Source organism: Geodermatophilus ruber (genome assembly GCF_900114385.1).
Lineage (GTDB): Bacteria > Actinomycetota > Actinomycetes > Mycobacteriales > Geodermatophilaceae > Geodermatophilus > Geodermatophilus ruber.
This window is the reverse complement of sequence record NZ_FOSW01000009.1, coordinates 122904-146474: the sequence shown is the minus strand read 5'-3', so window position 1 is coordinate 146474 and position 23571 is coordinate 122904. Positions and strand designations below refer to the sequence as shown.

Annotated in this window: 26 protein-coding genes; 16 read left to right on the top strand and 10 right to left on the bottom strand. The window is 74.7% G+C overall.

The genetic code is table 11. The annotated features are described in order from the left end of the window. Window positions 1-87: 87 nt before the first annotated feature. Together BMZ50_RS15490 and BMZ50_RS15485 are read left to right on the top strand one after the other, a co-directional pair. The gene (locus tag BMZ50_RS15490) at window positions 88-1551 is read left to right on the top strand and encodes an MFS transporter (protein ID WP_177212817.1); all 1464 of its coding nucleotides are present in this window, start codon (window positions 88-90) and stop codon (window positions 1549-1551) included. Between the two features lie 42 nt (window positions 1552-1593). Continuing rightward, window positions 1594-1881: a hypothetical protein gene (locus BMZ50_RS15485; RefSeq protein ID WP_091326214.1), complete on the top strand. Its 288-nt coding sequence runs from the start codon at window positions 1594-1596 to the stop codon at window positions 1879-1881. A gap of 7 nt (window positions 1882-1888) precedes the next feature. Here the strand turns inward: BMZ50_RS15485 and BMZ50_RS15480 are convergent, their stop codons facing one another. Continuing rightward, window positions 1889-2473, bottom strand: a complete 585-nt coding sequence (locus BMZ50_RS15480; RefSeq protein WP_091326212.1) for a dihydrofolate reductase family protein — start codon at window positions 2471-2473, stop codon at window positions 1889-1891. A gap of 345 nt (window positions 2474-2818) precedes the next feature. Continuing rightward, a complete protein-coding gene (locus tag BMZ50_RS15475; protein ID WP_091326211.1) occupies window positions 2819-3148 on the bottom strand; it encodes a hypothetical protein in 330 nt (109 codons plus the stop codon). Between the two features lie 731 nt (window positions 3149-3879). Here BMZ50_RS15475 and BMZ50_RS15470 point away from each other — a divergent pair. The 3 genes from BMZ50_RS15470 to BMZ50_RS15460 all read left to right on the top strand — a co-directional run bounded on the left by BMZ50_RS15470 (window position 3880) and on the right by BMZ50_RS15460 (window position 7845). Then, window positions 3880-4383: a DinB family protein gene (locus BMZ50_RS15470; RefSeq protein WP_091326209.1), complete on the top strand. Its 504-nt coding sequence runs from the start codon at window positions 3880-3882 to the stop codon at window positions 4381-4383. A 466-nt stretch (window positions 4384-4849) separates the two neighbouring features. Then, a complete protein-coding gene (locus BMZ50_RS15465; protein ID WP_218146280.1) occupies window positions 4850-6478 on the top strand; it encodes a hypothetical protein in 1629 nt (542 codons plus the stop codon). Then, entirely contained in the window at window positions 6475-7845 is a 1371-nt protein-coding gene (locus tag BMZ50_RS15460; protein WP_091326207.1) for an amidase, read from the top strand. The genes BMZ50_RS15465 and BMZ50_RS15460 overlap by 4 nt, the downstream gene beginning before the upstream one ends. Before the next feature lie 31 nt (window positions 7846-7876). Here the strand turns inward: BMZ50_RS15460 and BMZ50_RS15455 are convergent, their stop codons facing one another. Then, window positions 7877-9583 (bottom strand): helix-turn-helix domain-containing protein, encoded by a 1707-nt coding sequence (locus tag BMZ50_RS15455; RefSeq protein WP_091326205.1) that lies wholly within the window; start codon window positions 9581-9583, stop codon window positions 7877-7879. A 190-nt stretch (window positions 9584-9773) separates the two neighbouring features. Between BMZ50_RS15455 and BMZ50_RS15450 the strand changes: the two genes are divergently transcribed. Further along, a complete protein-coding gene (locus tag BMZ50_RS15450; RefSeq protein WP_091326203.1) occupies window positions 9774-10229 on the top strand; it encodes a GlcG/HbpS family heme-binding protein in 456 nt (151 codons plus the stop codon). 24 nt (window positions 10230-10253) lie between these two features. Here BMZ50_RS15450 and BMZ50_RS15445 read toward each other — a convergent pair whose 3' ends face one another. The 7 genes from BMZ50_RS15445 to BMZ50_RS15415 all read right to left on the bottom strand — a co-directional run bounded on the left by BMZ50_RS15445 (window position 10254) and on the right by BMZ50_RS15415 (window position 16633). Beyond that, window positions 10254-10691 carry a RidA family protein gene (locus tag BMZ50_RS15445; RefSeq protein WP_091326202.1) on the bottom strand — a complete coding sequence of 146 codons (438 nt, stop codon included), beginning with the start codon at window positions 10689-10691 and terminating at the stop codon, window positions 10254-10256. Next, window positions 10684-12297: a gamma-glutamyltransferase family protein gene (locus BMZ50_RS15440; protein WP_218146279.1), complete on the bottom strand. Its 1614-nt coding sequence runs from the start codon at window positions 12295-12297 to the stop codon at window positions 10684-10686. Before BMZ50_RS15440 ends, BMZ50_RS15445 begins: the two co-directional genes overlap by 8 nt. Then, the gene (locus tag BMZ50_RS15435) at window positions 12298-12726 is read right to left on the bottom strand and encodes a Rieske (2Fe-2S) protein (protein ID WP_091326200.1); all 429 of its coding nucleotides are present in this window, start codon (window positions 12724-12726) and stop codon (window positions 12298-12300) included. Further along, window positions 12723-14183: an aldehyde dehydrogenase family protein gene (locus tag BMZ50_RS15430; RefSeq protein ID WP_091326198.1), complete on the bottom strand. Its 1461-nt coding sequence runs from the start codon at window positions 14181-14183 to the stop codon at window positions 12723-12725. Before BMZ50_RS15430 ends, BMZ50_RS15435 begins: the two co-directional genes overlap by 4 nt. Next, entirely contained in the window at window positions 14183-15415 is a 1233-nt protein-coding gene (locus BMZ50_RS15425; protein ID WP_091326195.1) for an NAD(P)/FAD-dependent oxidoreductase, read from the bottom strand. The genes BMZ50_RS15430 and BMZ50_RS15425 overlap by 1 nt, the downstream gene beginning before the upstream one ends. Before the next feature lie 5 nt (window positions 15416-15420). Continuing rightward, window positions 15421-15801: a Rieske (2Fe-2S) protein gene (locus BMZ50_RS15420; RefSeq protein WP_091326192.1), complete on the bottom strand. Its 381-nt coding sequence runs from the start codon at window positions 15799-15801 to the stop codon at window positions 15421-15423. 82 nt (window positions 15802-15883) lie between these two features. Continuing rightward, window positions 15884-16633: an iron-containing redox enzyme family protein gene (locus BMZ50_RS15415; protein ID WP_218146278.1), complete on the bottom strand. Its 750-nt coding sequence runs from the start codon at window positions 16631-16633 to the stop codon at window positions 15884-15886. Between the two features lie 160 nt (window positions 16634-16793). Between BMZ50_RS15415 and BMZ50_RS15410 the strand changes: the two genes are divergently transcribed. From BMZ50_RS15410 to BMZ50_RS15365, 10 genes are all read left to right on the top strand, one after another. Beyond that, window positions 16794-17540: a DUF1275 family protein gene (locus BMZ50_RS15410; RefSeq protein WP_177212816.1), complete on the top strand. Its 747-nt coding sequence runs from the start codon at window positions 16794-16796 to the stop codon at window positions 17538-17540. 168 nt (window positions 17541-17708) lie between these two features. After that, window positions 17709-18032 (top strand): gas vesicle protein GvpO, encoded by a 324-nt coding sequence (locus BMZ50_RS15405; protein WP_091326385.1) that lies wholly within the window; start codon window positions 17709-17711, stop codon window positions 18030-18032. Next, window positions 18029-18415 (top strand): gas vesicle protein, encoded by a 387-nt coding sequence (locus BMZ50_RS15400; RefSeq protein ID WP_091326185.1) that lies wholly within the window; start codon window positions 18029-18031, stop codon window positions 18413-18415. The genes BMZ50_RS15405 and BMZ50_RS15400 overlap by 4 nt, the downstream gene beginning before the upstream one ends. Next, window positions 18412-19482, top strand: a complete 1071-nt coding sequence (locus BMZ50_RS15395; RefSeq protein ID WP_091326182.1) for a GvpL/GvpF family gas vesicle protein — start codon at window positions 18412-18414, stop codon at window positions 19480-19482. Before BMZ50_RS15400 ends, BMZ50_RS15395 begins: the two co-directional genes overlap by 4 nt. Then, complete coding sequence (gvpJ, locus tag BMZ50_RS15390; RefSeq protein ID WP_091326180.1) at window positions 19469-19753, top strand: gas vesicle protein GvpJ; 285 nt, start codon at window positions 19469-19471, stop codon at window positions 19751-19753. The genes BMZ50_RS15395 and gvpJ (BMZ50_RS15390) overlap by 14 nt, the downstream gene beginning before the upstream one ends. Then, entirely contained in the window at window positions 19750-20133 is a 384-nt protein-coding gene (gene gvpK, locus BMZ50_RS15385; protein WP_091326178.1) for a gas vesicle protein GvpK, read from the top strand. The genes gvpJ (BMZ50_RS15390) and gvpK overlap by 4 nt, the downstream gene beginning before the upstream one ends. 36 nt (window positions 20134-20169) lie before the next feature. Next, window positions 20170-20619 carry a gas vesicle protein GvpJ gene (gvpJ, locus tag BMZ50_RS15380; protein ID WP_091326176.1) on the top strand — a complete coding sequence of 150 codons (450 nt, stop codon included), beginning with the start codon at window positions 20170-20172 and terminating at the stop codon, window positions 20617-20619. Window positions 20620-20648: 29 nt separating this feature from the next. Beyond that, a complete protein-coding gene (locus BMZ50_RS15375) occupies window positions 20649-21422 on the top strand; it encodes a GvpL/GvpF family gas vesicle protein (protein ID WP_091326174.1) in 774 nt (257 codons plus the stop codon). Window positions 21423-21522: 100 nt separating this feature from the next. Next, on the top strand, window positions 21523-22269 hold the full coding sequence (locus tag BMZ50_RS15370; RefSeq protein ID WP_091326171.1) for a hypothetical protein: 747 nt from the start codon (window positions 21523-21525) through the stop codon (window positions 22267-22269). A 12-nt stretch (window positions 22270-22281) separates the two neighbouring features. Then, window positions 22282-23418 carry an SRPBCC family protein gene (locus tag BMZ50_RS15365; RefSeq protein ID WP_091326169.1) on the top strand — a complete coding sequence of 379 codons (1137 nt, stop codon included), beginning with the start codon at window positions 22282-22284 and terminating at the stop codon, window positions 23416-23418. Window positions 23419-23571 lie beyond the last annotated feature (153 nt).

Here is a 23571-nt window from a genome sequence, read left to right as displayed (position 1 = left end):
CCCGGAATGTGCAGCGTGCCGTGGTAGCGAGCTGTGCAGGTTGGCACGCTGAGCTCCGTCGGGCGAAAGGACAGGGGGAGGACGCCGGTGGCCGGGATCTCGACGGAGCGGGAGCGGTCCTCGGCGGCTCCGGCTCCCTCCGGACCCGCACCGGAGCAGACATCCCCCCCGCGGGCCGGCTGGCTGCTCGCCGCGCTGCTGGGCGCCACCGTCCTCGGCACGATCAGCAACAACGTCGTCAACGTGCCGCTGCGGCAGATCACCGACGACCTGTCCGCGCCGGTGACCCAGGGCGTCCTCGTCGCCTCGGCGACGCTGCTGGTGCTGGCGGTGAGCATGCCGCTGACCGGCTGGGTCAGCGACCGGCTGGGCCGGCGCCGCACGATCATGCTGGCGCTGACCGTGCTGCTGGCCGGCACCGTCGGCGCGGCGCTGGCGCCGGGCCCCCCCTGGCTGGTCGCGGCGCGCGCCGTGCAGGGCCTGGGCTGCGCGCTGGTGCCGGTGGCGGTGATGGGGATGCTGGCCCGGGCCTGGCCGGCGGACCGGCGGAACCGGGTCATGGGGGGCTGGGGCGCGGCCAACGGCATCGGCCAGGCGATCGGCCCGCCGATCGGCGGGCTCCTCGCCGACGCCGCCGGCTGGCGGTCCATCTTCTGGGTCCTGACGCCGGTCACCGTCGCCGTCCTGGTGCTGGCGGTCGTCGTCGTCCCGCGTGACTCCGGCACCCGGGTACCGATCGACGCCCTCGGCTTGGGCTTCCTTACCGCCGGGGTGGCGCTGGTCATGGGTGCGCTGACGGTCGCACCGCAGGACGGCGTCCCGCTGTGGCTGCCCCTGGGCGGGCTCCTGCTCGGCCTGGCCGCCCTCGCGGGCTTCGCCCGCTCGGGGCTGCGCCGGGCGCGGCCGTTCATCGACCCGCGGCTGCTGGTGGAGATCCGCTGGCTGCGCAGCGCGACCGGCGTCTTCGTGCAGCAGGTGACGCTGGTGGCGGCGCTGGTCGCGGTGCCGCTGCACCTCACCGGCGTCGCCGGGCTCTCGGGCACGGCGACCGGGTTGCTGGTCTTCCTGCTGCCGGTGGTCTGGGCGGCCTCCGCACCGCTGGTCGGCCTGCTCGCCGACCGGATCGGCCCCCGGCCGGTGCTGCGCACCGGGCTGGGCGTGCTGCTGGGCGTGTCCGTCGCGCTGGCCGTGCTGCTCGGGACGGGGGCGACGGCGGCGCTGCCGTTCGCGGTCGTGCTCGTCGTCGCCGGTCTCGGAGTCGCGCTGGTGCAGACGCCGTCGCTCTCCGGCGCCACCCGCTCGCCGGCCGGTCAGCGCGGCGCCGGCCTCGGGCTGTTCAACATGATGCGGTTCGTGGGTGCCTCCGTCGGCGCCGCCGGCGTGGCCGCGGCCTACCCCGACGCCCTGGGCGTGCTGTTCGCCGGGTGCGCCGCGATCGCCGTGCTCGGGTTGGTGCTCAGCTTCCTCGGCCGCGAGGTCGCGCCGGCCGCGGAACCGGGAGCCCCGTCCGCCGCCCCGACGCCGGCCGTCGAGGCGGGCCCAGTGCGGTGATGGTTGGGGACGTCCCAACCATCAACGAACGGAGGAGCTCCCGTGGCTCGAACCAAGCAGGGCGTTCCGTCCGACACCGAGGAGGAGTACCTCGCCGAGGCCCGACGCCCGCTGCGGAGCATGGCTGGGAACTTCGACCTCCCCGAGGACGGGAGCGGCGGCTGCGCCTGTACCACCGTGACGGCCGGCCAGTCCGCGAAGCGCTCGACCAACTCCTGGAAGAGGCCGGCTTCTTCGAGGACGACGGACATCCTCCCCGACCCGATGAACGCCACCGACCTGCATCAGACGAGGACGTACCCCAGGCAAGACGGAGACCGCACCGCCTGAACCCGGATCAACGCACCACGTCGTAGACCAGCTTCGTGATGCCGTTGGCGTAGGTCTCTGATTCCACGACCTTCAGCATCTGCTTGTCCTTGTCGGTGTCGCTGAACATGCGCTTGCCGGCGCCGAGCAGGACCGGGAACACCAGTAGGTGGTAGCGGTCGATCAGGCCGGCGTCGGACAGGTTGCGAGCGAGCGTGGCGCTGCCGTGCACGCTGATCGGGCCGCTGTCGGTCTCCTTGAGCGTCGCGACGTCGTCGAGCGAGCGGAGGATGGTCTGCTCGCCCCAGTTGTCGACCAGTGCATCCTCGGTGAGGGTGGTGGACACGACGTACTTCGGCATCGCGTTGTACCGGGGGAACTCCTCGGTCATCGACGGCCAGACGGGGCTGAACGCCTGGTAGCTGATCCGGCCCAGCATCAGGGCGCCGGCCTCCTCCTGCTCGCGACCTTTCAGCTCGTAGGCCTCGGGCAGGAAGTCGATGTCCTTGTACGTCCAGCCGCCACTGCGGTGGGCCTCGCTGGGCGTGCCGCCGCCGGGGGAGTCGACGACGCCGTCGAGGGAGACGAAGGCGGTGTAGATCAGGGTGCGCATCTGCGGGGTCCTTTCCGAGAGGGGGCCGCATGGCCCTCGGTCTTCAGTGGCGCCACGTGGCGCGTCGCCCGTAGGGACCATGCAGGAAGGCAGAACTGATCGGTGCTGCACGCGCTCGCGCACCGAGGTGAGCTCTCGGGCCTCGGCATCGATGCCACGCCCTCAGTGCGGCCCTGGTACTTCGCGACGTCGCTCTGGCCAGAACCGAAGTTCCCCACCCGCAGGTCACCTTGCTGCCGAACTCACCACGAGCTGAGTACGGCTAATGAGGGTGATCGCATCGGGCTAACTGCCCGTCGCGGACTCGCCCAGAGGGCGGCCTTTGGGACAGTCCGCCGACGACCGTCACCACGAGCGCTGCGTCGGCGGCGGGTGTTGAGTCGAGGTCGGGGCGTTGCGCTTCTGCGGTACAGGAGGAGGCAGGGGCACCACGTGGTACGCCTTCACGGCCAAGCTGACCCGCATCCCTCCGGCAATCCGCTGGGCGTCGGTCTCCGAGGAGAAGCGGGTCGCCTGGGACTCTCTACCCCATCGCTCGTGTGGCCGGCCCTGGTCGTCGTGATACCGGTCGTCGCGGAAGTAGTACGACCATGAGCCGTCAGCGAAGCGCGCGACGATGCCGTACTCCTGCGGCGACCGGCCGCCGCCCTTCGGCTTCTTCTGCTCCTTACTCACACGGGCATCGTGCTCTTCCCCGCCACGGCTGCATCCGCCTATCCCTGGCCAAGAGGTGTCCCTAAGTGGGCCGCTATGGGACAGAGGGCGGCCTATGGGACACCGTCGCGGACTAGTTAGAGGTCCAGTTCGTCCTAACCTCCTCCGGATCTCTTGATCGGGCCAGGGGTCCAGCCTTCGGCATAACGACTCCAGATGAAGCAGCAGCACGCTGTCTGCTGCGGCAAGATCCAGACGTGGGCTGGATTCTCATCATCATTGGCTGCGTGGTGACTGCATCCGCTGCAGCCCTTCTCGTGGGATCAAATCCGGGCCAGACGGTCCCCCAGACCCAGAACGCGAGGTTCGGCGCCTCGCTGACCATCGGACTGGCCGGTGTTGCCGTCGCCGTCATCGGCGCGATCCTGGCTAACAGCCAGTGGGCGTTCGGGTCCGCCGTCGTTCTACTCATAGCCCCTCAGCAACTCATCACGCACCGACACAACCGGGGCGTTTCCCAGGGCCCCTCTGCCCCTTGGTGGGGCGCTTAGGGCGAGTTTCGAGGGCTCCCCGTGCCAGACGTCCTGACCGCATCTCGGGCGCTCGCATCCGCGGAGCTAGCCCGATCTGTCACCCTCATTAGCCGTACTCGCCACGAGCTGAGTACGGCTGAAGAGGGTGATGCCGTGGGTCCACTTTCCGGCCGCGCGGTGAGGTCAGCTGAGGACGGCGGGACCTGGCAGGGTGCGCGGATGGCCTTCGAACGCACCGACGTCCCCCGCACCGGGGGCGAGCGCGAGCTCCTGCGCGCCTACCTCCAGTTCCACCGGGAAACGCTGGCGCTCAAGTGCGCGGGGCTCTCCGACGGCGACCTGCGCCGCCTGACGACCTCCTCGTCGCTGTCGCTGCTCGGGCTCGTCCGTCACATGGCCGAGGTGGAACGGTCCTGGTTCCGCCGGGTCATCGGCGGGGAGGACGTGCCGCTGGTGTGGTCGCCTGACGGGGACTTCCAGGTGGCCTACCGGACCGACGATGCCGGCTCGGCGGAGGCCTTCACGGCCTGGGAGGTCGAGATTGCCCGCGCCCGGCGGATCGAGCAGGCGGCCGAGTCCCTGGACGTGATCGGGATCGACCGCCGGTCAGGGGAGGAGTACTCGCTGCGTCGGGTGATGGTGCACGTGATCCAGGAGTACGCACGACACAACGGGCACGCCGACCTCATCCGGGAGGGCATCGACGGCGCCGTCGGGGTGTGACCCGGTCAGCTCCGCAGATGCGCCCAACGCTCCGGATGTCGGCGCAACCGGTAAGCGCCGATGCGAAAGCCCGCCCTACGGACCCATCCATCACCCTCATGAGCCGTACTCACCACGAGCTGGGTTCGGCAACAGCGTGAGTTGGTGGGTATCGGTCGGGTACCGCAACGCCCGGGGCAACGCCTGGTAGCGCGGGCCTTCTCGCGGGTCTCAGCGCCCCGGATTCATCCCCACTGCCTCGTCTTGCTGCCGAACTGGAGGCGGGCTGACCACCCGCTCGGCGCCGCATGGGCACGCTGCACAAAAGCGGTTCCCAGCGCTGGGCAGCATGTCAGTGATCTACCTCACGGCCATCGCTAGCGTCGGCCGTGATCACCCGGCGTCATCGGTGGTCAGCACGCTGTTCCCGCTCGGCGGCCGGTGTCCCCGGCTCGGCCGGGCCCCGCGGACCGATCCCGGAGGCACCATGGAGTTGACTGCAGCGCACTGGGTCTACATGGCAGGTGTGGCATCGCTGATCGTCGTGATGCTCCTGCGGAAGAACGTGATCGTCCCGGCGGTCATCGCCACGTTCGTCACCGCCTGGCTGTACACGGGGAACTTCCTCAACGGTCTCGGCTCGGTCTTCAGCGCCAGCATGGTGGCCACCACGGAGCTGCTGAACATCTTCCTGGTGCTCACGGTCGTGACCGCGCTGCTCGGGGCGCTGCGCGCGATCGGCGCCGACCGGCGGATGGTCCTCCCCCTGGCCCGGCTGATGAAGAACGGGCCGGTCTCCTACGTCGTGCTCTTCGTCGGCACCTACCTGCTCTCCCTCGTCTTCTGGCCGACGCCCACCCTCGCGCTGCTCGCGGCCATCCTGCTGCCGGCCGCCATCGCGGCCGGGCTGTCCCCGCTGGGCGCGGCCATGGCCATCGCCATCGCCGGCCAGGGCATGGCGCTCGCCTCCGACTACGTCATCGGCGTCGGCCCGAGCCTGTCGGCCAGCGGCGCCGGGGTGCCCGCCGACCAGATCGCCGACCGGGCGCTGCTGCTCAGCTGGGTCGTGGGCGGGGTCGCCATCACGCTCACGTACCTGCTGTACGTCCGCACCGGCTCGCTCGGGCGCGTGCTCGCCGAGGGCCGCGGCCGGGCAGGACACCGCGAGGCGGTCGCGAGCACGGCCCTGCCCGCCTCTCCGGCGCCGCTGGCCGGCATCCCGGCCCTCGTCGGGGACGCGCTGACCACCAAGGGTGAGCCGCTGCGGACGGCCGGCCGGCCGGACGCACCCGCCGAGCAGGTCGGCGTCCTCACCGGCGACGACCACGGCGCGGAACCAGGGGCCGGCAACGGCAACGGCACCGGCGGCGGCGCCGCACCCGCGGACGGTGGCGGGGCCGCGGCGAACGCTGCGCCACGGACACGGTTCTTCGCGATCGCCGTTCCGGCGGCCTTCGCCGCCCTCGTCGTCTACCTGGTCCTGGGCAAGACCACCGACCTGGTCCCGGAGGTCGAGAGCGGGTACGGAGCCGCCCTCGTCGGCGGGCTGGCCCTGCTGCTCATGCTCGGCGTGACGCTGTCCTCGGGCGCGGACGGCCTGGAGCGTGCCGGCCAGCACTTCGTCGACGGCTTGCTCTTCGCCTTCAAGGCCATGGGGGTGGTGATCCCCGTCGCCGGGTTCGTCCTCGTGGGCATCTCCGACTTCGCCGGGCGCATCATGCTGCTGCCCGAGGACGCCACCGCCCCCGGCTTCCTCTTCGACGTCATCTCCAGCGGCGAGCGCTTCATCCCCGACAACTCGGTCGTGGTCATGTTCGCGATGCTGATCGCGGGCATGCTCATCGGCCTCGACGGCTCCGGCTGGGCCGGGCTCCCGTTCACCGGCGGGCTCGCCGACGCCCTCGCCGCGTCCTCCGGGGCGGACACCGCGACCCTCGCGGCGATCGCCCAGAACGCCGCGGGCTGGACCGGCGGCGGCACGTTGCTGATCTGGTCGTCGCTCATCGCCGTCGCCGGCGTCACCGGCGTCCCGGTCACGACCCTGGCCCGGAAGCTGTTCCTCCCGGTGGTCGCCGGACTGGTCCTCAGCGTGGTCGTGGCCGCGGTGATCTGGTGAGGCGCGGGTCGGTCCGGGACGTCGCCCGCTCCGTCCGCGCCGGGGAACGCTCCCCGCTCGAGGTGCTGGAGGCGTCCCTGGACCGGATGGCCGCGGTCGAGCCGGTGGTGCAGGCGTTCGTCTCGGTGCACGAGGACCGGCTGCGGGCGGAGGCCGCCGCGCTGACCGCCGAGGCGGCGCGCGGCCGGTTCCGCGGCCCGCTGCACGGGGTGCCGATCGCGGTCAAGGACCTCCTGGACGTCCGCGGCCATCCCACGCGCGCCGGTTCCCGCGCCACCGACGAGCGGGCGGCGACCGAGGATGCCCCCGCGGTGCGGCGGCTGCGGGAGGCCGGGGCGCTGATCCTGGGCAAGACGGCCACCCACGAGTTCGCCCACGGCGTCACCACCCCGCCCACCCGCAACCCGTGGGACCCGGGCCGGATCCCCGGGGGGTCCAGCGGGGGCTCCGCCGCGGCGGTCGCCGCCGGCGAGTGCCCGGCGGCCCTGGGCAGCGACACCGGCGGCTCGATCCGGGTGCCGGCGGCGCTGTGCGGCGTCTCCGGGCTGCGCCCCCGCCCGGCCGACGTCCCGACCGCCGGCTGCGTGCCCTTCTCCCCCCGGCTCGACACCTGTGGTCCCCTGGCCGGGGACGCCGCGGACCTCGCGCTGCTGTTCGCGGTCCTCGCCGGCCGGCCGGCCCCCCTGCCGGGCCCGATCGCCGGCCTCCGGGTGGGCACCGTGCCCGAGGCCGCTCTGGGGGAGGTCGACCCCGAGGTGCTGACCGCCGTCGAGGCGGCGGTCGGGGTCCTCGCGGACGCCGGAGCCCTCCCCCGCCCCGCCCGCGTCCCGCCGTTCCCCGCGTGGAGCGCTCCGCGGACGGTGTACGTGCTGCACGACTTCCTCGCCGTGCACCGCGCAGCGGGCTGGTATCCCGACCGGCGGGCGCGCTACGGGGCGGAGGTGGCCGGCTACCTGGCCGTGGCGGAGACGATCACCCGGCCGGACCGGGACGCCGCCATCCGCGAGCTCGAGCGTCTGGAGGGGCTGCTGCGGGCCGGGTTCGAGGAGGTGGACGTGCTCGTCCTGCCGACCACGGCGGTCCCGGCACCGGAGGTCGCCGCGTGCGAGGTCCAGCAGGACGGCGACGGCCGCGCACCGATCGTGGGCACGCTCATGCGGCTGTGCGGGCCGTTCAGCTGGTGCGGCCTGGCGGCGGTCACCGTGCCGTGCGGGCTCACGACGGCCGGGCTGCCGATCGGGCTGCAGGTGGTCGGCCGGGACGTGCCGACGGTGCTCGGCGTCGCCACGCAGTACCAGCGCCGCACCGACCACCACCTGCGGACGCCCTCGCTCGCCGGCTCCCCGGCGGCCACCGGGCCGGGCTGACCTGCGAACGAAGCCTCCCCGACCGATCCGGTCACGACGGCGGGCGGACCACCCGGTCGACCTCGGCGCCGGTGGCGGACAGCAGATCGAGGGTGTGCGCGAGCCAGACGGCGAACTGGTTCTCGGCCTGCCGCAGGTCCATGCCCAGCAGCCGCGAGGCCCGGTCGAGCTTGTAGAGCATGGTGTTGCGGTGGATGTGCAGGTCGCGCGCGGCCGCGTTCACGTTGCCCCCGGAGGCCACGTAGGCCAGCACCGCCTCCTCGAGGCCGCCCGCGCCCGGGTCCCGCAGCGGCGCCAGGACGTCCTCGGCGAAGGACCGGCCGGTCCGGCTGGCCGCGACGTCCTCGAGGACGGCGTGCACCCGCAGGTCCTGGTAGCCGCAGACGGGGGCCAGGCCCAGCCGGGCCTGCAGCCCGTGCGCCATCCGCGCCTCCCGGTAGCTGTCGGGAACGGCCAGGGCGTCCACCACCGGCCGGCCGTAGGCGACCTGCACCGGCCGGTCCCCCTGGTCCTTGCGGCGGCTGAGGTAGCGGTGCAGCGCCGCGGCGTACTCGGCGACGGCGCCGATGGCGTTGTCGGGCGTGCCCATGGAGCCGCGGCGGGCGGCCTCCCGGACGACGACCAGCACGTCGCCGACCATGGCAGCCTGGGTGTGCCGGTCCTGCTCGGGCAGCAGCCGCGCGGCCTGGACGGCGATCGACTGCAGGCGGGTGGGTGAGTCGGCGTCGGCCGGTGTGGTCAGCCCTGAGGCGACCACCACGCCGAACCAGGACCGCACCGGGAACTCGTAGTGCGCGGCGCGGGCGCTGATGTCCTCCATCGTGGCGAACCGGCCGTGCAGCAGGCCGTGCACGAAGTCGCCGCGGGCCTGCTCCTTGGCCCGCTGGACGCTGCGCAGCCGCAGCATCTCGGTGCCGATGATCGGCGCCGCCTGCTCGACCAGCACCCGGTGCTCGGCGAGATCGTGCGGGTGGGGGTCGTCGGTCTCCTCCAGCAGCAGGATCCAGCCGTCGTGCCGGCCGCCCAGCACGATCGGGGTGAGCACGCACGACAGCTCGCGACCGGCCAGCTCGATCCCGGCGAACCGCGGGTGCAGCTCGGTGGGCTCCCCCGCCGTCCCGAGGGTCTCGGCCTGCCGGCTGAACGCCGCGACGAGATCCGCCGGCTCCACGACCCGCGGCTGCCGCTGCTCGAGGGCGGCCAGCTGGCCGTGGGTGTCGAAGACGGCGACCGGCCGCTGGGACATCCGCGACATCTGGCTGCACAGCGCCGACAGCTCGGCGCCGCGGTAGAGGAGCTCGGCCAGGGCGCGGTGCACGGTCAGGCCGTAGCGCAGGACGTGCGTCTCGCGGGCGAGGGTCAGGTCGGCGACCAGCCGGTTGAGGACGGCGAAGGGCACGGTGTCGGCCATGGTGGCCAGGGGCAGCCGGCAGGCGGCCGCCGCGTCCCCGGCCTCGGGCTGGTGCCCGTCGACCAGCAGCGCCGCGGCCCCGCGCTCGGCGAGCCGGCCCGCCACCTCGGGGACGGAGCTGCCCGCGGCGGCGAGCTCGGCGGCGTGCGCGTGCACGAGCACGCCGGCCAGCGGCTCCTCCTGGTCGTGCACCACCGCCCACGGGGTGACCCAGTCCAGCCGGGTGACCGCCCCCGACCGCCCGGCGTGGATCCGCGCGCGCCGCAGCGCCGGCTCCTGGAGCAGGCGGGCCAGCGTCAGCGCGTCGTCGGAGTGGGCGTGCGGCATGGCGCCCTCCTCTGGTCTGGTCGCGGTGCGCAGCTCTGGTCAGAGTGCACAAGGTCCTACCGGGTGCGGACGGCAGTCTCACCATTGCCGGGCCGGGCGTCCAGCCCGGAGGCTGGAGCACACCGCCGGGTGTCCTCCGCGGAGACCCGGCAGCCGACGACCCGGCCGCCGGCCGGAAGAGGAGAGCCCCGTGCACCAGGTCTTCCGCATCACCCTCGACGACGCCCTGCCCATCCTGGCCGCCGCCCGCGCCAAGGCGGAGGAGATCGGCGTCAAGCAGACGATCTGCGTGTGCGACGACGGCGGGAACGTCATCGCGCTGCACCGGCTGCCCGGTGCGCGGCTGACCGGCGTGGAGATCTCCATCGCCAAGGCGTTCACCGCCGCGGGCCACGAGCGCGCCACGCACCTGTTCAACGAGCCGCCGAACGGCCCGGCGCTGCCCGGCAACGAGGCGTTCGGGATCTCCCACATGCTGCCGGGGAAGTTCGCCATCTTCGTGGGCGGCTTCCCGATCGTGCACGAGGGGCAGATCGTCGGCGCGGTGGGTGTCAGCGGCGGCAACGGGGAGCAGGACAAGGCGGTGGGGGCGGCGGCGCTGCAAGCCTTCGCCGAGTACGTGGCGCAGGACCCGGCGCTCGTCTGACCCCTAGCTCTGTCGTCGTGGGACTCAGCGGACGGCGGCGGTCAGCTCGACCTCGACCGGCGCCCCGGACGGCAGCGTCCGGACGCCGATCGCGCTGCGGGCCACGATGCCGCGCTCGCCGAGCCGCTCCCGCAGCACCGCGGAGGCGGCGTCGGCGACGGCGGCGTGCTCGGTGAACCCGTCCACCGCGGCGATGAACACCGTCATCCGCACGCAGCGGGCCACGGCGTCGAGGCTGCCGAGGGCCTCGGCGACGGCGAGGAGCGTGTTGCCGGCGGCGAGCGCGGCGGCCTCGCGCGCGGCCGCCAGGTCCACGTCGGCGCCGACCACCCCGCGGACGGTCAGCCGCCCGTCGCGGCGCGGGGTCATCCCCGCCGTCCACACGAGGCCGCCGTGGACGACGGCCGGCACGTAGGCGCCCTGCGGCGGGACGGCGGTGGCGGGCGCCGGCTGCTCAGACACCGAGCGCCACCCCGTCCTGCCGGGGGTCGGCGCCGCCGGCCAGGACGCCCCGCTCGGGGTCGACCGAGACGACCAGCGCGCTCCCGCCGGCTCCCCACGGGCCGACGTCGCGGACGTCGTGACCCCGGACGGCCAGCTCCGCGAGGACGGCGCCGCCCAGCCGGCTCTCGCACTGCAGGGTCTCGGTGCCGCCCAGGGCGTCGGCGTCGCTGCCCGGGTGGACGGTGAACCGGGGCGCGGCGACGGCGGTCTGCGGGTCCAGGCCGCCGTCGACCAGGTGCGAGATCAGCTGCATGTTCCACTGCACCTGGCCGTCGCCCCCGGGGGTGTTGCCCACGTGCCGGAGCCGCCCGGCGCGGTCGGTGAGCAGCCACGCGTTGAGCGTGTGCAGCGGCTTGCGCCGCGGCGCCAGGGCGTTCGGGTGCCCCGGGAGGAGGTAGGCCCCCCGGCCGAGCCGGTTGTTCAGCGCGATCCCGGTGCCGGGGAGGGAGATGCGCGCGCCGAAGGTGAACGCCAGGGAGGAGATGGCGCTGACCGCCTGCCCGTCCCCGTCGACCGCGACGCAGCTGGTGGTGTCCCCGGCCATGCCCACGCCGCCGGGCACGAGCGGCTGCGCGGCGAGCTCGTCGCGGGCCCGGGCCAGCGCGTCGGCAGTGAGCAGGGTCCGCCAGGCGTCGGTGTCGGAGCCGCAGCGCTCGTAGCGGTCGCGGAACGCCCGGCGGGCGGCCAGGGCCAGGAGGTGGACGGCGTCGGCGCCGCAGGTCGGCAGGCCGGTCAGCAGCTCGTCGAGCAGCCCGGCCTGGTGCAGCACCATCCACCCGGGCGAGGGCGGCGGCGTCTGGTGGACGACGAGGTCGCCGTACGGGGCGCTGATCGCGTCCTCGGCCGGCACCGTGCCGCCGGCCGCCCACTCGTCCCCGGAGAACGGGGCACCTCCGGCACGCAGCAGCTCCACCGCCTGCTCGGCCAGGGCGCCGCGGTACAGCGCGAGGGGGTCGGCGGCGAGCCGCTCGATGCTGGCGGCCAGCTCCTCGGCCGGCAGCCGGTCGCCGACCGACGGCACCCGGCCGGCCGGCATCAGCCAGCGGCGCAGTCCGTCGTCGGCGGCCAGCGCGTCGGCGTGCTCGGCGATGTCGGCCCGGTTCTTGACCGTGCACGGCAGCCCGGCCCGCGCCGCGGCGACCACCGGGGCCCACAGCTCGCCGAGGTCCCGGGTGCCGCCCGCGGCGTGCAGGGTGGCCAGCGCGCCGAGCGCACCGGGCGTGGCCACCGCGCGGGCCCCGCCCATCGGCAGGGCCGTCAGCCCCTCGTCGAGGTAGGCCTCGGCCGAGGCGCCGTCGGGGCCGTAGCCGCTGCCGTTGACCGTCCACACCCGGCCGTCGGGCTCGCGGACGACGGCGAAGGCGTCCCCGCCGATCCCGCACTGGCCGGGGAGGGCCAGCCAGGCCATCGCGGTCATCGCCAGGGCGGCGTCGACGGCCGTGCCGCCGTCGGCCAGGACCGCCGCCCCCAGCCGGCTGACCACCGGCGAGCTGCTGGTCACCATGCCGCCGGCGGCGACCGTGGGCCCGCGGCCGGCCTCCACCGCCGGCGACCAGGCCTGCATCTAGCCGACCGCCGGTGGCTTGCGCCGGCGCGGCCCGCCCTCGATCACGTCCCGCTCGGAGAGGCCGACCAGCACGTGGCCGTCCTCCTCCCGCACCGGGTAGGTGCGGATCGGCTCGGTCGCCGGCGGCTGGATCGGCGTGCCGGTCTCCAGGTCGAAGACGCTGTTGTGGCACGAGCACCGGATGCCGTCGTCCTGCAGCTTGCCGGAGCTGAGCAGGCAGTCCAGGTGGGTGCAGTAGTTCGAGGTGGCGTACGCCCTGCCGTCGAGGCGGGCGATCGCCAGCTCGAGCTGGCCGTGCTCGGTCTCGGCGTAGAACCGGCGCACGTACCCGTTCGGCACCTGGCCGGCGCGGCAGATGCGCACGAACCGGCACTCGGTGCCGGCGGCCGCGACGTCGGCGTCGAAGGACGCGTCGGGGGCGGTCATGCGCTCAGGTAGACGGTCTTGTCGACCGTGTAGAAGGCCATCATCGCTGCTCCTGCCTGCTCCTTGGACGTCTGCGTGCTGCTGTCCTTGAGGCCGCCGAACGGGGCGTTCATCGCCTGCCCGGTCGTGGGCTGGTTGATCTTCACGAGGCCGGCGGGGACCTCCCGGGCGAAACGGAGCGCCCGGCCGACGTCGGCGGTGACGATCGCCGCCGAGAGGCCGAAGCGGGTGGCGTCGGCCACTCGCAGAGCCTCGTCCATCGACGCCACCCGGAGGAAGGCCAGCACGGGGCCGAACACCTCCTCGGTGGCCAGCGCCGAGGCCGGGTCCACGTCGGCGAAGACGGTGGGCCGCACGAAGTGGCCGTGGGCCAGCTCGGGGGCGTCGTCGGCGGGGTCGCCGGGGCCGCCGACGACCAGCCGGGCGCCGTCGTCGATCGCCCGGCGGACGTGCCCGAGGACCGACTGCTGCTGCGCGGCGGTCGCCTGCGGGCCGAGGTCGACGCCCTGGGCGAGACCCGGGCCCACCCTCAGCGCGGCGGCCTTCGCCGCCACCCGCTCCAGCAGCGCGTCGTGCACGTCGGTGTGGACGATCACCCGGCTGGTGCCGGTGCATGCCTGCCCGGAGAGGCCGAACGCGCCCTTGGCGATCAGCGCGGCGGCCCGGTCGAGGTCGGCGTCCTCGAGGACGACGACCGGGTTCTTGCCGCCCATCTCCAGCTGGGTGCGCTGGCTGGCCCGCACCACGCGGTGGATGGACTCCCCCACCGCCGTCGAGCCGGTGAAGGTGATCGCGCCCAGCCGGTCGTCGGCGACCAGCGCCTGTGACACCTCCGCGCCGCCGTGCAGGACGGCCAGCGCGCCGGCCGGCACCCCGCCCTCGAGCAGCGCGTCGGCCAGCCGCTGGCCGAGCAGCGGGGTCACGTCGCTGGGCTTGAAGACGACGCCGTTGCCGGCGGCCAGCGCCGGGCCGAGCTTGCGGGAGGGGATGTTGAGCGGGAAGTTCCACGGCGTGATCGCGGCGACCACGCCGACCGGTTCCCGGGTGGTGAACACCAGGCTGCCGTCGCCGGTGGGCAGCGTCCGCCCCGCGGTGCGCAGCGCCTCCCCGGCGTAGAAGCGCAGGTTGGCCGGGGTCCGGGAGACCTCGATCGTGGCCTCGGCGCGGGTCTTGCCCTCCTCGCGGACCAGCTCCTCGATCAGCTGCTCGCGCTGGGCCTCCAGCACGTCGGCGGCCCGCTCCAGGGCCCGGCCGCGCCGCTCCGGGGCGGTGTCGGCCCACGCCCGCCAGCCCGCGGCGACGGCGGTGACCGCGGCGTCGGCGTCCTTGGCGTCGGACTCGGGGAAGGTGCTGACCACCTCGCGGGTGTCGGCGGGGTCGCGCCGCTCCCGGACCCGGCCGGTGGCCGAGTCCACGCGGGCGCCGTCGATCAGGTTGCGCACGGGGTGGGCGCCCATCAGACACCCGCCCCGTCGAGCTCCAGCAGCCCGTCGAGCTCGACGGACTCGTCGGCGAGCTGCTCGGCCCGGACGGCGACCTCCAGGTCGATGAGCTCCCGGGCCACCGAGATCTCCTCCCCGCGCTCCACGCTGGCCGCGGCGACCAGCCGGCCCTCGCGCAGCCAGAAGACCGTGCCGTCGAGGGCGGCGAGGTCGCCGCGGGGAACCACCTCGTCCCCCGGGCGCACCGCGGCCAGGCCCAGGCCCTGCACGTTGAGCTCGAACTGGTCGGTCCAGAACCAGTGCGGATCGGCGAAGGCGGCCGGCGTGCCGGCGACGGTCTTCGCGATCGCCGCGGCCTGCTGCTGGGCGACGTCCACGTGCTCGACCCGCACCCGGCCGTAGCGGGGGTGGTCGTGGGCGGCCACGTCGCCGGCGGCGAAGACGGTGGGGATCGAGGTGCGGCCGGCGGCGTCGACCTCGACGCCGTTGCCGACGACCAGTCCGGAACGGACGGCGACCTCGGTGTTCGGCTCGATGCCGATGCAGACCACGAGGTCGTCGACGGTCTCGGTGCCCGCGCCGGTGAGAACGTCCACGCCGTCGGGGCGGGCGTGCACGCCGGTGACCGGCCGGCCGAGCCGCAGATCCACCCCGCGGCTGCGGTGCAGCGCGGTGACCGCGCTGCCGATCTCGCTGCCGAGAGCCCGGGCCAGCAGCACCGGGTCCAGGTCGAAGAGAACGGCCTCGGCACCCCGGGTGACCGCCGCGGCGGCGATCTCGGTGCCGAGGAAGCCGCCGCCCAGCACGCCGATGCGGCGGCCGGGCGCGAGACGCTCGCGCAGCCGGTCGCTGTCGGCGAGGGTGCGGATCGTGTGCACGCGGTCGCCGTCGACGCCGGGCAGCCGGCGGGGCCGGCCGCCGGTGGCAAGGACGACGAGGTCGGCGGGCACGCTCGTGCCGTCGGCGAGCAGCACCTCGGCGGTGCCGGCGGAGATCCGCTCGACCGGGCTGCCGGTGCGCAGGGTGACGTCGTGGGCCGCGCACCACTCGGGGTCGAGCAGCCAGAGGCCGGCGTCGCCGCCGTCGGCGAGCCGTTCCTTGGAGAGCATCGGCCGCTGGTAGGGGCCCACCGGCTCGTCGCCCAGCAGGACGACGGGGCCGGCGAAGCCGCGGCGGCGCAGCGCCCGGGCGACGGAGGCGGCGACGTGCCCGGCGCCGACGACCACCAGGGTCGGGTCGGCAGTCATGGGGCTCACCTCGCGGCGGGGTTCGGGGCGGGAGCGGCGGCGGCCGCCTCGGGGGTGGTCTCCCGCCGGGGGCTCACCGGCGCGGGGTCGACGAGGACGTGCCCGTCCTCGCTGACCTGTACCGCGTAGGTTGCCAGGCAGCCCTCCTGGTCCTCGGGGTGGCCGGTGCGCGGGTCGAAGCGCCACTGGTGCCCGGGGCAGATGACCTGGCCGTCGAGCAGGGTGCCCTTGGAGAGCGACCGCTCCCTGTGCACGCAGGTGTCGTCGATCGCGTACACCTCGCCGTCGACGAGGAACAGGGCGATGGGCCGGTCGCCGGCGGTGACGAGCTTCTTCCTGCGCCGCTGGAGCTCCTTCAGCTCGGCGACGTGCACCCACTCGCTCATGGGGTCCTCCGCATTCTGTGGCCGAGCGGAGTGCCGGGGGCGCGGTGTCCGCGCCCCGGCGCTCCGCTCGGGATGGTCGGCCTCAGGCGAGGGGCTCTGCGTCGCCGGTCGAGAGGTCCGGGGCGACGTACTCGTCGTACAGGGAGCGGGTGTAGGCGTAGCGCGCCTCCGCGCCCCAGCGGACGAACTGCAGGCAGCGCTGCTGCAGCTCCGGGGTGTTGGCGTGCTCGAGCACGATCTGGTAGCCGCGCTCGCCGTGCACCTCGTCGGAGGTGATGTGCAGGTCGAAGAACTCGATCTCGTCCTCGGTGAAGCCGTACACCTCGCGCAGCGGGACGATCTGCTTCTTGTAGATGCTCGGCACCTGGGACTCCAGGCCGACGATGAGCGCGGCCGTGGCCACGACGAAGTGCTCCCGCATGGCCGTCGCGTAGCACCAGGCCTGCAGCCCGCGGGTGACGGCGTTGGCGTTGTTCGGGTCCTCGATGCGCTCGCGGGTGGTGCCGCACGCCTCGCCGAAGCGGATGAGCAGGTCGGTGTGGCGGATGTCGGCCAGCTCCTCCTCGTACATGTTCTGCAGCAGGAAGTCCTTGGCCTCGGTGCAGGTGTCCGGGGTGTTGCCGTAGACGTAACCGAGGTAGTCGGCGAAGGGGCCGACGTACTGGTAGTGGTTCTCGGCCCAGCGGGCGAAGTGGTGCCGCTCCAGCTTCCCGTCCGCCCAGGCCTTGCTGAAGGAGGCGTTCTTGGCCTCCCGGCCCTTGATCGCGTCCTGCAGCGCGACGCGGAAGTCGTCGCGGTCGAGCGGCTGGGTGCGGTCCAGCATCGAAGTCATGTGATTCGCCTTCTCAGGTCGTCTCCACGGATGGCTGTGTGGACCCAGTGTTGGCCGCCGCACCCCTCTCCCGAGAGGGTCAAAGTGCACAGGGAACGGCCGGATGGGTGGGCACAAGGACCAAGGCGGAGGGGGCCGCGCGGTCGGAGACTCCTCAGTCGTGTCCGGACCCGCCACCCCGCCCTCGGCACCGCCGCGCCCGCCCGCCACGGCGCCGCCGGCCACCCCCTCCGCCGTGCGGCCGGGAACGCGGCTGCGGCAGACGCTGGTGGTCGTCCTGGCCGTCGCGAGCGGCGCCACCGACGCGATCGGCCTGCTCGCGCTGGGCGGTGCGTTCACCAGCGTGATGACCGGCAACCTGGTCATCCTCGGGGTCTCGGCCAGCTCGGCCGACGGCACGCTGGCGCTCGCCTCGGGCGGCGCGATCCTCGCCTTCTGCCTCGGCGCGGCCCTGGGCGCTCGGCTGGCCGGCTCCCCGCAGCCCGGCGACCCGGTGTGGCCGCGGGCGGTGACCCTCGGGCTGGTCGTGGAACTGGTCCTGGTGGCCGGGTACGCGGCCGGGTGGTGGGTCACCGGAGGCGAACCGGGCGCCGCGCTCACCCTGCTCCTGCTGGGGTGCATGTCGGCGGCGATGGGCGTGCAGAGCAGCGTCGTCCAGCGGTTCGGCGTCCCCGGGCTGTCCACGACCTACCTCACCGGCACCCTGACCACGGTGGTGATGCGCCTGGTCGGCGGCCGCGGGGTGCGCGACGTGCAGCACAGCCTGGAGATCCTGGCCGGGCTGGTGGCCGGTGCTGCTGCCGGCGCCGGTCTGCTCCTCCTCGCCCCGCTGGCCGCACCGGTGCTGCAGCTGGCCGGGCTGGGTGGCGTCGTGGCCGTCGCCGCGCTGGTGGCCCCCCGGCGCTGAGCCGCGACCCGCGCGGTCCTCACGCAGCCGACCCGCCGCGCCCGGTCATCACCGCAGCTCCATGCGTTGGCGGGACGACGCCCCGGACGTAGGCTCGGTCGACGGCGGTGAGTGCAGCAGGCGGTCACCGTCCCGTCCGCCCGCGAGGGTCCGGAGATTGGCCGGCGCATGAACGCAGCCGAGGACGACCAGCCCGTCGAGTGCCCGGTGGGCGATGCCGATGGGCACCGGCGTCGCCTGCCCCTCACGGAGATCGTGCGCCGGGCGGCGTCCCAGTTCGCCGAACTCGTGGGGCGCGAACCGGAGGGGGTCAGCGGCGTCCGCCGCTCCGAGGACGGCTGGTCGGCGCTCATCGACGTCGTCGAGCTCGACCGCATCCCGGCCTCGACCAGCGTCATGGCCACCTTCCGGGTCGACCTGGACGAGCACGGTGACCTGGTCTCCTACGAACGGTTGCGCCGGTACCACCGGGGCGCCACGGACCCGCTGTGAGCCTCGACCCCCGGGTGGGGAACCGCCCGGCCCCGCGGGCGGACTCGCTGGCCGACGTGCTCGAGCGGGTGCTCGACAAGGGCGTGGTCATCGCCGGCGACATCGTCGTGAACATCGTCGACATCGAACTGCTGTCCTTGAAGCTGCGGCTGTTCATCGCCTCCGCCGACACCGCCAAGCAGATGGGCATGGACTGGTGGTCCCGCGATCCGTTCTTCAGCGGCAGCGCGGCGCAGGTCGCCGGCGACGAGACCGCCCGGCTGGAGGCGGAGAACCGGGAGCTGCGCGAGCGGCTGGACCGGCTGGAGCGGGCCCTCGCGGCCGCACCCCCGGCGCCGGCCGGGCAGACCGACGGCCCACCGGCACCCCCGGAGCAGTCGTGACCGGCCCCCGGCGGGACGACGCACTCGACGGCCTGGTCCGTGCGCTGGGGGACGCCGCGGCACCGGCGGTGCTCCGCCGGGCGCTGGACGACGCCCGGCGGCGGGCCGCCGAGCAGCTGACCGACCGGCTGGCCACCGCGATCCTGACGGCGGTCGGGCGGCTCCCGACCAGCGAGGTCCTGGGGGGTGCCGCCCGCGGCGCGCCGAGCCCACCGGCGCCCGATCCCGGATCCCCCACCGCCCCGCCGGAGGCACCGGCCCCCGGCCCCCGCACGGCGCCGCCGGGGACCGCGAGCCCCGAGGCCGCCGGGCCCGACCGCTGCCTGTACGCGTACGCGATCACCCCCGCCGGGCCGCTGGACCTGGCGGAGGTGGCCGGCGTGGACGATCGCTCCACCGTGACGCTCGTGGAGTCCGGGGACCTCGCCCTCGTCGTCAGCGATGTCCCCGCCACGGTGCTGGCCGACGTCTCGGAGGACGACGTCTCCGAGACCGGTGCCCTCGCCCGGCTGGCCCGCCGGCACGACGCCGTGGTCCGCGCCGTCGCCGACCGGGCGCCGGTGCTCCCGCTGCGCTTCGGCACCGCGGTGGCCGACCGCGACGCAGCCGTCCGGCTGCTGGCCGAGACCGGCCCCGGCACGCGCGCCCGGCTGGACCGCGTCGCCGGTCACCGCGAGTGGGGGGTCCGGCTGCGCCGGACCGACCCGGAGCCGCCGCCGGCCGAACCGGCCGGCCCGATGAACGGCACCGAGTACCTGCGGCAGCGCAGCCGCGAGCTGGAGGACGCCGACCGGCGCCGCCACGCCCGCCGGGTCGCCGCCGACGACGTGCACCGGCAGCTCAGCCGGCACGCGACCGACGCGATCACCCGCTCGGGCGCCTCCGACCTCGTCGACCTCGACACCGCCTACCTGGTCCCGCTGGACGCCGACGCTGCCTTCACCGCTGCCGCCGACCGGCTGGCCGGTGAGCTGGCCCCGGCCGGGCTGGAGCTCACCACGACCGGGCCGTGGCCGCCCTACTCCTTCGCCGAGCTCGCCGAGGAGGTCGTCCATGACCGAGCCTGATCGGGTCCGCGGCCCCGGCGCGGCCGACCGGACCGCCGGGTCGTGGCCGCCCGCCCCCGCGCAGCGCCCGAGCCGCAGCCGCGCGGGGAACGAGACCGTCGGCCTGGTCGACCTGCTCGACCGGGTCGTGCACCGCGGCGTCGTGGTCACCGGGGACGTGGTCATCTCCCTGGCCGATGTCGACCTGCTGCTGCTGGACCTGCGGCTGCTGCTCACCGGGGTGCACAGCGCGCTGGCCGCGGCGCCTGCCCGCCCGGTGGAGGAGGCGTGAGGCCCGATGACCCGCTCCCCCCGCCGCCCGACCGTCCGCCCCCGGCCGGTCGTCGTCCGGACGGGCGCCCGCCGGGGGACGCGGCATCCCGGCCGGCCCTGCGGGTCGCGGCCGACGCCGACGACCTGGGGCGGGGCCTCGGCCGGCTGGTCGTCGTGCTGCTGGACGTCGTCCGGCAGCTGCTCGAGCGGCAGGCCGTGCGGCGGATGGCCGCCGGCGAGCTCACCGACGCCGAGGTCGAGCGGCTCGGCCGGGCCCTCCTCGCCCTGCAGGACCAGTTCACCGAGCTCCGCGACGTGCTGGGCGTGGCGCCGGGGGATGCCCGCCTCCCGGTGGACCTCGACGCGCTGCTCCCCGACGAACGCCGCGACCGACGCTGACCTGCCCCGCGCATCCCCGTGGAAGGGAGCGATCCCATGACCGCCGCGCTGGCCAAGCGGGACCCGCGCCCCAGCGGACTCGCCGACGTCCTGGACCTGATCCTCGACAAGGGCCTGGTCATCGACGTGTACGCGCGCATCGCCGTCGTCGGCATCGAGCTGCTGACCATCGACGCCCGGGTGGTGATCGCCAGCGTGGACACCTACCTGCGCTTCGCCGAGGCGGTGAACCGGCTCGACATCCGGCACGAGGACCAGGTGGCCGGCGTCCCCGGCCTGCTCCACGAGATGACCGAGGGCGTCGCCTCGTCGAAGGCCAGAGGGGTGACCAAGGGCGCCGCCAGCGGGGTGCGGGAGAAGGCCGCCGAGGCCGTCGAGTCCGTGCTGGACAGGGGCAGCGGCGGATCCAGCGGCCCCGGGCCCCCCGCCCAGCGCCGTCCCCCGCCGGACCGCGGCGTCCCCGAGGGGCGCGACCCCAGCCGCTGACAGCCCCGCCCGCCGAAAGGAGGCCGGCCATGGCACTGCACCTGTACGGGGTGGTCCGTACGGCGGACCTGCTGTCGGGCGAGGTTCCCGCGGCCCCCGGCACCGAGAACGGGCCGCCGCTGTCGGCGGTCACCCGCGACGACCTCGCCGCCGTCGTCAGCCCGCTGGACCCGGACCGCGAGCTCACCGAGTCCGACGCCGTCCGGCACCTCGACGTGCTCACCGGGCTGGTGGCCCGGGGACCGGTGCTGCCGCTGCGCTTCGGCACCACGGCGCCGGACGAGGACGCCGTCCGCGAGGAGGTGCTCGGTGCCCGCGCCGACGACCTGCGCCGCGGGCTGTCCGCGCTGGAGGGGGTGATCGAGGTGCGCCTGGACCTCACGTCCAGCGACGACCGCGACCTCCCGCCGCTGCTGACCGGCCACCCGGAGCTGCACGACCTCGCCGCCCGGGCCCGCGCACCCGGCGCCGGGATGGACGAGCAGCTGCAGGTCGGCGAGGCCACCGCGCAGCTGCTGAGCGAGCTCCGGGCGCGGCGGGCCGAGGAGATCGCCGAGGAGCTGGCCCCGCTGGTGGAGCAGACCCGGTACCTGGCCGCCCCCAGCGAGGAGGTCGAGCGGTGGGCCTTCCTGGTCGAGCGGGACCGGCTGGACGAGCTCGACACCGCGATCGCCGGGCTGCGCGCCCGGCGCGGTCACGAGGTGGACCTCGGCTACGTCGGGCCGCTGCCGGCCTTCAGCTTCCTGGACCGGGACGAGCGGCCGGAGTGCGCCACCGCGCCGGCATCGAGATGGGGGTGGTGACAGCCCGGTGCCGGCCGGGACGCCACTGCGAGCACGCCGCACAGCGCACGACCGCGGTTCCGCACCGCGGACAGGGCGGGGGACGGAGAGGAGTGGGCAGATGAGCGACAACAGCAAGGTGGCCATGGCACTGATCGGGGGGTACGTCCTCGGCCGCACCAAGAAGGGCAAGGCGGCCATCCGGCTGGCCCTGTGGCTGAGCGGCAAGGGCAGCGCGGTGCAGCCGCAGGCGCTCGCCCGGGGGGGCGTCGGCAAGCTGCTGCAGAACCCGGAGGTCGCCCAGCTGGCCGAGCAGCTGCGCGGGCCGGTCGTGGCGGAGGCCCAGCGACTCGTCCGGGAGGCCCTCGAGGCACGGCTGAACGGGATCGCCGACGCCCTGCAGGAGCGGACCAAGTCGCTGCAGGCGGTGGGCGGTGCGGCCACCGGCGCAGCGGGTGCGGCCACCGGTGCGGCCACCGGTGCGGCGGGTGCTGCCACCGGAACCGCGGGCCAGGCCGCTGGACAGGCCACCGAGGCCGCCGGCCAGGCCACCGGAACCGCGGGCCAGGCCGCCGGGACGGCTACGCAGGCCGCCGGGACGGTCACCGGGGCCGCCGGGAAGCTGACCGGTCAGAACTCCGCCGGGAACAGCCAGGAAGGTGGCGGGGACCAGCAGGGTGGCGGGGACCGGGCGGGCGCCGGCGAGGGCACGGGCGCCCAGGAGAGCGGGGGCGCCCAGGAGGGCGGGGGCTCGCAGGAGAGCGGGGGCTCGCAGGCGAGCGGGGGCTCGCAGGAGAACGTCCCGGTGACAACCGGCGGCGGGGGTGGCGGCGGATCCGCCCCACGCGAGCCCGCCGAGTCGGCCTGACGGGAGGACGGGATGACGACGACGGAACGTAGAGGCGGCGGCCTGCTCGGGACGCTGCTCCAGTCCCTGGTGACCGGGCCGGCGGCCGACCGGCTCAAGAAGCAGGCGATCGAGTACGCGACCAGCCGCGTCACCTCTGTGCTGCCCGGTCAGCGCGCCCGGAGGTCCGACGGCGGCGACGGCAACGGCGACGACGACTCCAAGCCCGGCGCGCCGAAGCTCGAGCTGCTCAAGGGTGTCGCCGAGGCGGCCAAGACGGTGGCCACCGGCGGGTCCCCGGCCAAGGCCGTCACCCAGGTGGCCAAGCGCGGGGTCCTCGGCAAGCTCAAGGGCGGGTTCAGCAGGCTGAAGGAGGGGATCAAGAAGGTCTTCGGCGGTGGCAGCTCGGGGCCGAAGATGACCAACATCGAGGAGGACCTCCGCATCGGCGTCCCCATCCGGGTCGTCTACGACCAGTGGAGCGTCTACGAGTCCTTCCCGTCCTTCATGAAGGGCGTCGAGTCGGTCAACAAGAAGGACGAGGTCGAGAGCATCTGGAAGGTCAAGGTCTGGCTCATCCGGCGCAGCTGGACCGCGACCGTGACCGAGCAGGTGCCCGACCGGTACATCCAGTGGACCTCCGAGGGCGCCAAGGGCACCACCGAGGGGCGGGTCACCTTCCACCCCCTGGCCGACGACCTGACCCAGGTGCTGCTGGCGATGGAGTACTACCCGAAGGGGATCATCGAGCGGATCGGCAACCTCTGGCGCGCGGGCGGCCGGCGCACCCGGCTGGACCTGAAGCACTTCCGCCGCTTCCTGATGAAGCGCGGGGAGGCCACCGGGTCGTGGCGCGGCGAGATCCACGACGGGAAGGTCGTCCGGCCCCCGGAGGAGATCGAGGCGGCCGAGGAGGCCCAGCGCCGCGAGCCCGAGGAGGAGCGCCTGCCGGAGGAGGAGCGCCGGCCGGAGGAGGAGCGCCGCCCCGGCGGGGAGGGCGAGCAGCCCAGCGAGGAACGGCCGGGCGAAGAGGAGCGGCCCAGCGAGGAGGAGCGGCCCAGCGAGGAGGAGCGGCCCAGCGAGGAGCGGCCCGGCGAGGAGGGCGTGCCACCCGAGCAGGGGCCCCCCGGACCCGAGCAGGAGCGCGAACCGGAACCCACGCGCAGCTGACCCACCCCCGACGGCCCGTGCCACCTGCCCCGGTGGCACGGGTCGTCCGCGCCCGGGGGCATGCCCATGCCCCCGGCGGGCGCCCGACGGCACCCGGTGTCCTGAGCGGCTGCGGGGGTACACGGGCCCCATGAGGCACGCCTCCGAGGGCGG